The following is a 12,540-nucleotide window of genomic DNA, read 5'->3' as shown; positions in this document are numbered from 1 at the left end:
AACAGACCAGTGTCGTCATAACGACCAATCTCAGCTTCAGCGAATGGGCCGGTGTCTTTGGTGACGCCAAGATGACCACGGCGTTGCTCGATCGGCTCACGCACCACTGCCATATCCTTGAAACCGGCAACGACAGCTTCCGCTTCAAAGCCAGCACGGCAACGGTAAAATCGAGAAGGGAGAAAACTGTGACTTGACCAAATACTGACCCACAGGATTATACCTTAAAGGTGGGTCACTTCTCGATGAGAAACCTGGGTCAGTTTTAGGTGATAATCAACACCTATCTCTTTCATCGTATCGAGGGGCAGCTCGACGGGGCGCCAACCCTGATCCTGATCGATGAAGGCTGGCTCGCCCTGGACGATGAAGGCTTTACACAGCAACTCAAACACTGGCTCAAGACCTTGCGTAAAGCCAATGCAAGCGTGGTCTTCGCGACGCAAAGCTTGGCCGATATAGGTAACAGCCCCATAGCAACCGTCCTCATCGAAAGCTGCCCTTGCCGCCTGTTCCTGCCCAACGCCAACGCGCTGGAACCACAAATCTCGGCGATCTATCGCCAGTTTGGCCTGAATAACCGACAGATCGAGCTGATCGCGCGCGCCATGCCCAAACGCGACTACTATCTCCAGTCGCCGCTCGGAAACCGCCTCTTCGAGCTTGGCCTGGGTGAAGTCGCCCTCGCGCTTTGCGCCACTTCATCACCACAAGATCAGGCCGCCATATCGCGCCTGTGGCAGACAGACACACCCGACACCTTCTTTGCCGACTGGCTTCGCTTCAAGCAAGTGAACTGGGCGGCTGACCTTCTCTCCCCCTTTTCCGACAGGAGCCAACCATGACCGTCCCTGACCGCCGCCAAACCCTTCAACTGCTTCTGGCTCTTGCGGGCAGTGGTCTGCCATGGAGCGCTACCCCGGCCAGGGCGCAACTGACCGTATTCGACCCAGCCAATTACGCCCAGAACGTTCTCGAAGCGGCACGCGCCCTGCAACAGATTAACAACCAGATCCTCTCGCTTCAGCATGAAGCACAATCCCTGATCAATCAGGCGCGCAACCTGACAAGCCTGCCGGTCTCGGTTCTTGGCCAGCTTCAGCAGGCAGTCGACCGGACCAGGGCCCTGATCGCCCAGGCCCAGACCATCGCTTACGATGTCGGGCAGATCGACCATATCTTCCAATCTCTCTATGGGTCAGCCTCGCTGACCGGGTCCGACACGGCCCTGGTCATGAACGCCCAGACCCGGTGGAAGACGACAGTCGGCGGCCTTCAGGACGCCATGCGGACCCAGGCCACGGTCCTTGGCAACGCGTCCCTCTATCAGACGCAACTGGGCACGCTCGTATCAGCAAGCCAGGGCGCTGACGGCGCGCTGGCCGCCACCCAGGCCGGTAACCAACTCCTGGCGCTTCAGTCGCAACAGCTGAGCGACCTGACGGCGCTCCTCGCCTCACAGGCACGCGCCCAGGATCTCAAGGCGGCAGAAGAGGCAGCGTCAATCGCCCAGGCCGCCGAGCAACGCCGCCGCTTCCTGCAAAGACCCAACGGCTACCGCCCCGGCAATGCGAAGATGTTTTACGAGGTAAAGCCATGAACAACACCGGCGTCATCGATCATTTCCTCGAAGTGTTCACGCGCTACATCGATTCCGGTTTCGGGCTCGTGCACGGCGATGTCGCCTTCGTCGCGACCACCCTGATCGCTATCGATGTAACCCTGGCGGCCTTGTTCTGGACATTCGACGGCGGCGGCGATAGCGAGATCATGGCTCGGCTTATCAAGAAGACACTCTTTGTCGGCGCCTTCGCCTACCTGATCGGAAACTGGAACAGCCTCGCCGCTATCGTCTTCAACAGCTTTGCCGCGTTGGGGCTTAAGGCGGCCGGCACCGGATTTCCAGCATCCGATCTCATGCGCCCGGGGAAACTGGCGCAAACCGGCCTGGACGCCGGTGCCCCTCTCCTGCAGGCGGCTTCCGAACAGATGGATCTGACCCACGCCATGAACAATTTGCTGCAGATTGCCTGCCTCGGATTGGCCTGGGTCCTGGTGGTTCTCGCCTTTTTCATCCTCGCCATCCAGATGTTCGTCGTCCTGATCGAGTTCAAGCTGACGACTCTCGCCGGCTTCGTTCTGATCCCGTTTGGCCTGTTCGGCAAATCCGCCTTCATGGCCGAAAAGGTTCTGGGCAACGTCGTGTCGTCCGGCATCAAGGTGCTCGTACTTGCGGTCATCACTGGCATCGGCTCGACCCTTTTTGCGTCCTTTGTTCTGGACTTTGGTGGCTCAGCCCCCACCATCGAAGACGCCATGTCGATCGTACTGGCGGCCCTGACCTTGCTCGGCCTTGGCATTTTCGGCCCAGCCGTCGCCAATGGACTGGTGTCCGGCGGTCCGCAACTCGGCGCCGGATCCGCCGTCGGTACAGGTCTTGCCGCCGGGGGTGCCCTGGCCGCCGGTGTGATGGGCATGGGCATGGCCGCACGCGGCGCCTCCGCCCTGGCTTCAGGGGCCATGGGCGCGGCCCGCACAGGCGCAGCCGTGGCCGGAGGCGCGTCCACCGCCTATAGCCTGGGTGCGATGGGTAAGTCGGGCGGCGCCGCCGTTGCCGGTGGACTGGCCAATGTCGCCAAGGCTGCCGCTGCGCCTGTGAGCAAGACCGCCCAGGCCACGGCAGACGCCTTCAGAGAGAGCTTCAAAGGCGGAAGCCAGGCGGCGTTTGCTGCAACCGGCGGCCAATCCACCAAGGGCACGGTTCGCCAAGGCACCTCTTCAGCGTCTCAACCCCGGACCCAGGCGCCGCCGAAATGGGCCGCCGACTTACAGAACACCCAGTCCCTGCACAATGCCGTCGGCACCGCCGTCCACGCGATCAGGTCCGGCGACAGCCCAACAAGTGGGCATTCCCTCGATCTCAAGGAGGACAACTAATCATGCTGAAACGATCCACGACCTCTTACGGACATACCCCCCAGCCGGAGACCCCCTACCAGCGCGCCGCGCAAGCCTGGGACGATCGCATCGGATCGGCACGGGTTCAGGCCAGGAACTGGCGGCTCATGGCCTTCGGCTGCCTGGCCTTGAGCGGCGGTCTGGCCGCCGCCTTGACCTGGCAATCGACGCGCGGCACCGTCGTGCCGTGGGTCGTGCAGGTCGATAAGCTTGGCGAGGCTCAGGCGGTCGCACCCGCCACCGCCGGATACCGGCCGAATGACGCGCAGATCGCCTTCCATCTGGCCGAGTTCATCACCCATGTTCGCTCCCTGCCAGACGATCCCGTCGTCGTTCGCGCCAACTGGCTGAAGGCCTACGACTTCACCACCGACAAAGGGGGCCAGGCCCTCAGCGGCTACGCCAAGGCCAGCGACCCCTTCGCCAGAGTTGGCATGACCCAGGTGTCTGTCGAAGTGGTCAGCGTCATCCGCGCTTCAGCCGACTCCTTCCGGGTCACATGGGTCGAACGCAGCTATGCCAATGGTCAACTCACGGCGACGACCCGTTGGTCGGCTATTGTCAGCCTCCTCGTCGATCCGCCGCACGACCCGGAGCGATTGCGCAAGAACCCACTCGGCATCTACGTAAACGCCATCAACTGGTCCCAGGAGTTCAACCCATGACCAAGCCTCACCTTCACCTCTTCATTCTCCTGATCGCCGGCCTCGCCGCCGGACAAGCAGTTGCAGCGCGGCCCCGCCCCTGTCCTGCAACGCGGACCACCGCGACCGCGCCCTCCGCCAGCACCGAGGTTGAGCGCGCCAACGCGGCGGCTCGGGTGCAGCCAGCCCTGACAGCCTTTGCCAACGCAGAACAAGTCTACACCTTCACCGAAGGCGCGCTCTTTCAGGTGTATACATCCTTAGGCAAGGTGACCGACCTTGCCCTGCAGCCGGGAGAACGTCTGGTCGGCACGGGGCCCGTGGCGGCCGGCGACACGGTCCGCTGGATCATAGGCTCCACTGAAAGCGGGAGCGGCGACAACCGGCAGACCCATATCCTGGTCAAGCCGACCCTGTCAGGTCTTGCCACCAATCTCGTTATCAATACGGATCAACGCACCTACCATATTGAACTTCACGCCCTGCCCAATACCTACATGGCCTCTGTCTCCTGGCGATATGCAAAGGATGACCTGGTGGCTATCGCTCAACAGGCGGACCAGGCACGAGACCGTACACCCGTGGCAAAGGACATCGATCCGACCCAACTGAATTTCGCCTATCGCCTCGAAGGTGACGCGGTTGCCTGGCGGCCCCTTCGCAGCTTCGACGACGGCCGAAAGGTCTATATCGAGATGCAGCCGGCGTCGATTAGCACTGAACTGCCACCGCTTTTCATGATCGGCACGGATGGAAAGGCAGAACTGACCAATTACCGCGTCCAATCCAACTACCTGGTCGTCGACCGGATGTTCTCACGCGCGGAACTAAGGCTCGGCCATAAGGGCCGGCAGAAAGTCGTGCGCATCATCCGCACCGGAGGGCCACGACCATGACCGATAACGACATCGACCCGCACGCGAGCGCCGCGCAGATGCGGCTCCGTGCGCAACCGCGCCCGGTCTTGCGTCTATCTCGCAAGGCGCTTATCGCCGCAGGCTTCGTATGCTGCCTTGGCCTTGTGGTCGTGGCTGGCGTGGCCTTGAGGTCGCAGACGCCAAAGGTCGTCACCGCCAACAGCGCGGCCCCCACAGCGCCGAACAGCCGCCCCTCAACAGAAGCCTTGAGCACCTTGCCAAAGGACTACACCGACGTGCCCAAGCTTGGCCCTCCCCTCCCCGGCGACCTGGGACGTCCTATGCTGGCCGCCACAGAGGGTTCAGCGACTGGTACCTCAGCGACTGGTACCTCAGCGACTGGTACCTCAGCGACTGGTACCTCAGCGACTGGCGCTTCAGCGACTGGCGCCTATGCAGCAGGTCCCATGGCGACCCGTCCGGCCCAGGATAGCGCCGGTCAAGGCGCGGCCCACTCTGCCGAAGCGCGCACGGCTGCCCGCAACAGCCAGCTCTTCTTGCCGCAGCAGGCGATGACCAGGGCCTCGTCGGAGCCACCGACCGCACGACCTGATCCGCTTGCCGGCCTTACGGCCTTGGCCAGGCCTGCGCCACTCGAAATCAAAGCCGAGCCGGCGCGTAAACGCGCGTTCCTGGAACAGGTCTCGGACCGCCAGCCGGTCAGCGATGAAAGATTAGTCGGACCCGCTTCTCCCTATCTCTTACAGGCAGGGAGCGTCGTGCCGGCAGCCCTCATGACCGGGATAAAGTCGGATATCCCCGGTCAGGTCCTCGCCCAGATCACCGAAGACATCACAGATTCACTGACAGGCACCTACCTGCTCATTCCGAGGGGCTCAAGACTTATCGGCCAATATGACAATGCCATCGGCTTTGGGCAGTCGCGATTGCTGCTGACATGGTCGCGCCTTGTCCTGCCAAATGGCAAATCTATCCTGTTGGACAGAATGTCGGCGGCCGATCCACAAGGCTATGCCGGCCTTCACGATCGAACCGATCATCACTGGGCAGGCATCGTCAATGCCGCCGCCCTATCAACCCTGCTAGGCATGGGCGCCCAGACCGGTGACCCGGCAGACGACGCCGCATGGATCCGCGCCATGCGCGAGGGGGCCGCCGACAGCATAAATCGCGCCGGACAGGCGATCGTCGAGCGCCAACTCACAATCCAGCCAAGCCTGACGGCTCGGCCGGGCCTGCCCGTTCGCGTGATTGTATCGCGCGACCTTGTCCTCGAACCCTATGGAGACTGACAATGGCCAAACTGAAAATCGGCGCCCTGCCGGATGACAAGCCCGTCAGGGTCACCACCGACCTGCCGGCCGAAACCCATCGTGATCTGGTTGCCTACGCAAAGGCGCTCGAGACTGAAACCGGAAAGGCGATTGCCGATCCCGCCCGTCTGATCCCGGTCATGCTCGACCGCTTCATGGCGTCGGACCGTGCGTTCACCAAGTCTTCCCGTCGAGCCAATGACTAAAGACAGGCGCCAAGAGCACCACGCGTACGTCGTCAGAGCGTAGCATCGTTGCGACAGTTCTGTGGCGAGGCGTGCGGCGCGATTTATGCCGGCGTGCCGGCGCAGACACCAGAGCATAGTCCCAAAGGCCGACCGTGGCTTGACTAAACCCAAAGTGGTTGTGTAGGGTATTGTACCACACATGTACATTCGCCATAGCAACGGACGAAAGTACGGCCTGGTTTGGCATTTTGCCCGACAGAACAAGCCCAGTGATGCGTTATGCCGCGCGTGCACTCATCAAATTTGGGGATGCGTGACCTCTGGCGGGGCGATGGCAAGTGGTGTAGAATGGGGACTATGACAATTAGATTGTACGACAGCGCCTGGGTTATCCTGCGAGATTTGGACGCGCCACAGCAGGTTAAAAAAGACCGCTCTAACCCAGCCGTCTTTCACATTGCCGGTTTCCACTACGACATCGATGGTCGGGCCTACTTCATTGCCGAGCCTGCGCCGCAAATCGTCCAGATGTTAAGTCTGCAAGCAGCACGAGAATTTGGCCTCTCCACACAGTACGCGACGCCGAAAGAGCTGTTGGCCTAAGCACGGGGCTTTCGAAAGACGTCCGGTGTACAACGTCTGGCGCCCTTGCTGCCCCCGCACGAAGGGGCCTGCAAGCCGGCACCAGCCTTCGATAGCTCACCGCACAGACATACTCGCACCATATCTGATCAAATAGCGAGAGCGCCTCGCCCCTGGCAGCCTTCAAGAAGCCGCATGTCGCGATGAGATCCTTCTTTTCTTCCCAGACACGTTGGAACGAGCCGCCGCCGCTAACCTGACCTGCCAGGACACCGGCGTCATGCTCTCGTACGCCGGCCGGTGTTGGTTGAAGGACCTTCGAAGACGCCGCCTCGCCTTAAGCCCCCCTGAAACACCCCAAAGCCCGCGTTCCTCACAGCGCACAAAGTCTGGTCCTCTCAGGTCCTTTCCCTACGCTTTGCTGCCCCACCCATCCCACGACAGGAATCATCGGGGGATCACACACCGCCAGGCAAGAGGGTGAACGGTTCGAAGAACCCTTCACGATGACCGGGAGGTCGACCTTGTGAACACCTTCTGGCCTGCGATGGCCGAAGACCGCCACACCGATCACCAAAGTTGAACGCATCGCCACAACGCGCTCGCATCATCAGGCCATGGTCAGCCTCCACGGACAATGACCGAGGCAATCGGCTGCCGCGGTTCGATATGCTCTGAAAGAGGGTGCGGTCACCCTATCTGGAGGGTTAAGGCACCAGGCAGAGCCTGGTGCCAAATGGCCCAAGATGAGTTGGTAGCCGCCCTAGAAGGCCCAATGAAGTCCTAACGTCAGACGCTGGCGGCCATTGTCACCAAATTCGCCATCAAAGCTTGCCGAGGTGGTCAAGCGTTTGGACATATCGTAGCGAATGCCGAGGCCAACCGTCGCTCGCGTTCCACGACGATCCAGACCATCGACCGTCAACGGGACGTCAAAACCGCTCAATGACGCCGATGCGCTGCCGCCCTCCCCACCCGTACGGGTGATGAAACCCACAGAAGCAAACGGATGCAAACGCTCGCCGGGCTGTTGGCCACCTTGAACTTCGATTTGACCGTCAACGAACCAATCCGATGACGTGCCATCCATGATGGTTAGACCAAAGGCGCCGCCACCTTGTTCGGTAAGACCCGCGCGCGTCGTATGGATATAGCTGGCCGCCAGACGGGGCTCAAAAGCCCAGTCGGTGTTAAGGCTAGCGCGATATGACAGATCCAAGTCCGCCACCCAACTCTTGAGGGTGTAGCGGCCGGTAGCCGTGATATCGCCTGGGGCAGAACGCCTCGTCGTCGCGTCGGCGTTGTTATAGGCCGTCAACAGACCCAGCCGGAATCCATGGACACGGACCTGCCCTTTGGCGCCTACGACAAGGGTGTCGGTCACTGTGCGTGCATCCAGTTCGGGGCTTCGCTCCACACCGCTCAGACGACCGAAAAACGCACTGACCCATGCTGACTGTGTCCCATAGCCAAAACCGCTCACGACGCCGCTGCTATTCATCCTGGCCATGGCTACGCCAGCCGTGGCGTCCCCCGCCAGCTTTCGCCCGCTGCTGATCGCGCGACCAAAGGCAAAGGGGCCTCCCGCATCAGCGGCAAAATGTGACTCCTGTCGCAAGACGTCAACGACCGACAGAGCGTCTTCCGCGGCCAGTTGCGAGGCTGAAGCATAGGCCTGAGGCGTCAGACGCGTCAAAGCGACGGCATTACTTTCGCCAGTGGCCGTATTGACCAGCGCTGGCATGGCATCGATCAGAGTTGTGCTAACCCTCCCAGCTATCAGCGCCGCGTTCAGACTGTCGACGATCCCAGATACCTGCGTCGAAAAGGACGAATTGACAGAGAACAATCCGAGCCCCTGGAGGCCGTTGGCCGACTGAATAAGATGGAGGTTGCCCGGCGTACCTGAAATCGACGAAAACGCGCCTTTGATACCGCCACTGGCCACTATGAGATCGAGCTTCTTGCCCGGCGTCAGGTTTGGCGATCCCGACAATTGAAGCACCGCGCCGTCCGCGATCGTGACCGTCCCCGATACCTGCAATTTGTCATTAACGGTTGGCGTCAGTTCGAACAGCGACGTGGAGCCTTTCGCCAGACTGACATTACCTGTCACGACCATGGTTCCCGGAGAAGCCCCTGGGCTAAGGGTGCCGTTGACGGTCAGGTCGCCGACGACGGATCCCGCCGAGCCAAACGTGGCACCTGACGCCACGGTAATGGTCTCTGCTGCCAACTGAGAGCCCGCAAGGCCAATCAGGCGGCCGCCGGATATCTCGATCTTATCGAAACGGTAGTTGCCCCCCATGGAGGCAGTACCAGCCTGCATGTCCAGTTCTGCGAAACCCGTAAAGCCAGACGTGCCCAGAGCCATGGTCGGCGCACCAGTATCCGTAACCGCGATCTCAAGCCGGCCATAGCCTCCATAGACATTTGCGGAACCGCTGAAGGTGCCGCCCGTCAGACGAAGCGTACTGTTGCCATAGTTCAGATCTATGCGCCCGGTAAAAGTTCCATGGTTTTCTATCAGGCTTTCGCCATAGAGGCTGATGTCGCCGCTGATGACACCCTCATTATGCAAGGTGGTGCCATAGCCGCCGCCGGATATCGCATACCCTTTGTCACTGATGATCTGGCCGGTGACGCTGTTACTGATAGTCGCCGGACCATACGAGTAATAGAGATCAATTGCATCGGCGTCCGTGCTGCGTATCAGACCGCTGTTGACAAGCGAAGCCCCAGGGGCCGGCTGATAATAATTATAGTAGTTGAGTGTGACCGCCGTGTTGCCGGTCGTAATCGTGCCCGTATTTACGACATTATTCACGCCGTAGAGACCGTACGACGTCTGACCATCCACCGCCTGCAGAATGCTGCCTGTGTTGACCACTTTCAGCGCACTCGCCACAGCTGCCGCACTGTTTACCGTGATGGTACCTGAATTGATCACCAGGGCGCCGCCACCGATGGCGTACGCGGGCGGACTGTAGAAATACTGGCTGGTGGCCGTTATATGTCCGGCATTTTCGAAGCTGGTGGTGCTCTGTAGCGACACCCCCATGTTGTTATATCCGGTTTCCGAGAAAGACAGATTGCCGTGGCTCACAATGGACAAGGCGCCCGGATCGTCGCTGTAACTGGCCCCGAACGGCATCGTCACGACTAGCGCCTGTACATTGGCAACTGAAAAGTCAGCCGTTAAGTCCACGCTACCAGTACCCGACAGCAGGAGCGTCTTATTAAAGGCGTCGCCAGAGGTAAGGTTCAACGTCAGGCCATTGCTCAGATCGTACTGTACCCGCTCGAAGTTCGTTGGAGATGCGATCTTGGCTGAGGTCGCGGATGCAACTTGTAAAACCACCGTGTCCTGGCCATCGCCACCATCGACAACGCCGGTGACGTTGCTGAACCGGCCGTCAGCGTATTTCGAAATATCGGTTACATAGGTATCGCTGCCTGAGCCGAACAACACGCTACCGTTTACGGTTCCCCCCCGATCGACAAAGCTACTGCTCTGCGCATAATAGGAAGACGACAGAGGCGCAAAATTGACATTGCCATTAATCGTACCCGCATTTTTTACGGTGATACCACCGTAGGCATTTTGAATGGCGTCGCCTGAACCGGTGATCACACCGCCAGCGAGGTTGTCGATATTGCCGTAATAGGAGTCGACGCCGATACCACTGGTGGCTTCGATTGTACCGCTGTTCGACACGGTGCCGCCAAACATCTGCACCCCCGTCGTCGTCCCAGTGATCGCGCCAGAGTTTGATAAGATACCGTTGTTGAAGACAACGCCCGTTGTCGCACCGCTAATTGTGCCCGAATTCGAGATCATACCTGTGACAGCCGCCCCGACGCCGCCGGTCGAGCGGATAAGACCGCTGTTACTGCCAGTTGCGCCATTGAGCGACAGAACCAAGGCCGTCCCGTCGGCTGTTATCGTCCCGCTGTTCGAAAAGGTCATGTCACTGGACGCGCCGTAAACCAAACCGAACACAGCCCTTAAACCATTTCCGGCAGCCACTGAGATCGTGCCCGTGTTGCTGAAAGACCGCAAGTTCGACAAGGATACCGCAAAATCGTCGTAGTTAATTACGCCGCCGGCGGGCGAGAAAACCGAATGGATATCGCCGTTGTTGGTAAAGCCGAGCAACGACGTGTAGTCGTAAGGCGGCCCCAGAGTCTGGGTGAAGGCTGCGCCGGCAGACGTCACCTGTCCCGTGGTGATGAAATTCCCCGAACCGCCGATCAGCAAATTGTCAGGGGCATCACCGTTCAAGGTCGCGGTCACACCGCTTTTAAGCACCACGCCAAGTTTTTGAAAATTCGTGGGCATCACGAGGTGCCCAAACATGCTGTCCAGAGTGGTGTTCTTTGCAATGTCAAAACGCAGGGTGTTGGTACCACCACCCCCATTGATAACGCCCGAAATACCTCCGATACGGTTGGTTGACGCATCCCAGGATACATTCAGTGTGTCGTCAGCGTTGCCGAAGTACACGTCCCCATTGATCGTGCCTTTTGAAGTGTTCAGGATGGAGCCCCAGCCAGCGATACCGCTCAGGTAAACGCCGCCGTTGATCGTGCCTTCGTTGACAATACTCCCTTCACCATTGGCTACCACCGCCCAGTTGGGCGCTTCGATCAGCCCCCCTGCCGCATTGGTCAAGGTGAGGTAGTTCGTGGCTTCGATGGCGTAACCGTTTGTGTTCCGGATCGTGCCGCTATTCGTAATCTGGAACGTACCGACAGGCAGGTAGATTGTGGCCGATGCGCTGCTGGACGTCATGACGCCGCTGTTCGTCCCCCCCCCGGGGATGATGGCGAAGTTCGTATAGGTGATATTGCGGAGGCTATAGGCTGAGCCGGAGCCGCCGTCGATCAGGCCCGCATTGATGAAGTTGCTGACAGGAGCCAAGATAGCGCCAGCCGTGCCGCGAATGACCCCACTTGCCCGATTGGTAACCATCAGGAAGCCCGACGCATTGTCGCTGGCTTCCAAAGCAAAGACACTACCTTCTACAAGACCGCTATTGTCGAGCGTGGCACCTACGGTACGATAACCCGATCCCCCGGAATTTGCGTCGAGGTAAATGGCGGACTGACCACGTATCTGCCCCGTCGCGCCGACGGTGATATCGAGGCGCGTAGAGGGAAAGCCGTAATTGGGTGCACTCGCGTTGCCGACAATGCCTGCGCGATTGCCGGAAATCGCCCCATCGACCTCAATCGTCGCCGTCGTACCGCTCCCCGGCCCTGAGGTCACACCTATAGCTGCGTCATCACTGCCCCCACCGGACAATGTCGCACCCGCTGCCACATCAACCGTGCCGGTCTCCATAACCGTCACCTTGCCGACGGTGGTTCCCGAGCAAACTGTGGGGTCTATACCGACGCAATCGGCTGAAGCCGACGCGGCACACGCAGACGCCAGGGCGACGAGACTGACCCCTACTAAATACTTCCGCATCGATTGAATCGTCGAGATGCCTGACACAGACATGTTACCCCCCCAAATATTTAAAACCAAGGCGGGTTCTATCGTCAACATATTACCATTGTCGAGACGATTTATGGGCGTTTTGAAATATTTCTCAATTTATGATTGCCCAAGACATGGCGTGCCTTCCCATCGCAGATGTGGAGTGCCCAGGGGCTCCGGCCAAACACGGATGAAATACACCCCGCCCCGACCGTCAGGTGCCCGGTTTGCGCGGCCAGCGCCGCTTCATCGGGAGGCCACAGCGGAGCCCGAACGTATGAGGTGCGATCGCGCGCGTCCAAAGCCTTTCAATGAGCCGATCCGGAAAAAATTCGACGCATGCAAGGGCGTGCTCGTCACCTTGCTCAAAGCAATGCGTCCTTGGAAGGACAGCGTCTATCTCGTTGGCGGGCTGACGCCGCGCGACATTGTGCTGGTGGCACCGGAGACGTCGATATCGTCGTGCACTTGCATGACGAAAGCGTAACT

11 protein-coding genes are annotated in these 12,540 nt (G+C 59.9%); 10 read left to right on the top strand and 1 reads right to left on the bottom strand.

Annotated elements, in window-relative coordinates; all coding sequences use genetic code 11:
* The 9 genes from B060_RS0116915 to B060_RS0116875 form a co-directional block, all read left to right on the top strand.
* A partial coding sequence (locus tag B060_RS0116915; RefSeq protein ID WP_018082993.1) for an ATP-binding protein occupies positions 1-197 on the top strand: 197 nt, incomplete at its 5' end.
* Positions 198-269: 72 nt separating this feature from the next.
* The gene (locus B060_RS0116910) at positions 270-845 is read left to right on the top strand and encodes a TraG/VirB4 family ATPase (RefSeq protein WP_018082992.1); all 576 of its coding nucleotides are present in this window, start codon (positions 270-272) and stop codon (positions 843-845) included.
* Complete coding sequence (gene trbJ / locus B060_RS0116905) at positions 842-1,600, top strand: P-type conjugative transfer protein TrbJ (protein WP_018082991.1); 759 nt, start codon at positions 842-844, stop codon at positions 1,598-1,600. The genes B060_RS0116910 and trbJ overlap by 4 nt, the downstream gene beginning before the upstream one ends.
* Positions 1,597-2,937: a P-type conjugative transfer protein TrbL gene (gene trbL, locus B060_RS0116900; protein WP_018082990.1), complete on the top strand. Its 1,341-nt coding sequence runs from the start codon at positions 1,597-1,599 to the stop codon at positions 2,935-2,937. Before trbJ ends, trbL begins: the two co-directional genes overlap by 4 nt.
* A 2-nt stretch (positions 2,938-2,939) precedes the next feature.
* Positions 2,940-3,623 carry a conjugal transfer protein TrbF gene (gene trbF / locus B060_RS0116895; RefSeq protein WP_018082989.1) on the top strand — a complete coding sequence of 228 codons (684 nt, stop codon included), beginning with the start codon at positions 2,940-2,942 and terminating at the stop codon, positions 3,621-3,623.
* On the top strand, positions 3,620-4,498 hold the full coding sequence (trbG, locus tag B060_RS0116890; protein WP_018082988.1) for a P-type conjugative transfer protein TrbG: 879 nt from the start codon (positions 3,620-3,622) through the stop codon (positions 4,496-4,498). The genes trbF and trbG overlap by 4 nt, the downstream gene beginning before the upstream one ends.
* Positions 4,495-5,772 carry a TraB/TrbI/VirB10 family type IV secretion system protein gene (locus B060_RS24990; RefSeq protein WP_018082987.1) on the top strand — a complete coding sequence of 426 codons (1,278 nt, stop codon included), beginning with the start codon at positions 4,495-4,497 and terminating at the stop codon, positions 5,770-5,772. The genes trbG and B060_RS24990 overlap by 4 nt, the downstream gene beginning before the upstream one ends.
* Positions 5,773-5,774: 2 nt before the next feature.
* On the top strand, positions 5,775-5,999 hold the full coding sequence (locus B060_RS0116880) for a DUF2274 domain-containing protein (protein WP_018082986.1): 225 nt from the start codon (positions 5,775-5,777) through the stop codon (positions 5,997-5,999).
* Between the two features lie 351 nt (positions 6,000-6,350).
* Positions 6,351-6,584 (top strand): hypothetical protein, encoded by a 234-nt coding sequence (locus B060_RS0116875; protein WP_236621627.1) that lies wholly within the window; start codon positions 6,351-6,353, stop codon positions 6,582-6,584.
* A 742-nt stretch (positions 6,585-7,326) separates the two neighbouring features.
* Here the strand turns inward: B060_RS0116875 and B060_RS0116870 are convergent.
* A complete protein-coding gene (locus B060_RS0116870) occupies positions 7,327-12,072 on the bottom strand; it encodes an autotransporter outer membrane beta-barrel domain-containing protein (RefSeq protein ID WP_155847785.1) in 4,746 nt (1,581 codons plus the stop codon).
* A 256-nt stretch (positions 12,073-12,328) separates the two neighbouring features.
* Here B060_RS0116870 and B060_RS27015 point away from each other — a divergent pair, with 256 nt between their 5' ends.
* Positions 12,329-12,538, top strand: coding sequence for a hypothetical protein (locus tag B060_RS27015; RefSeq protein WP_023447357.1), 210 nt, complete (start codon positions 12,329-12,331; stop codon positions 12,536-12,538).
* Positions 12,539-12,540: the final 2 nt, after the last annotated feature.

Source organism: Asticcacaulis benevestitus DSM 16100 = ATCC BAA-896, from assembly GCF_000376105.1.
Taxonomy (GTDB): Bacteria; Pseudomonadota; Alphaproteobacteria; order Caulobacterales; family Caulobacteraceae; genus Asticcacaulis; species Asticcacaulis benevestitus.
Note: the sequence above shows the minus strand (reverse complement) of the source record. Positions and strands in the feature narration are given on the sequence as shown.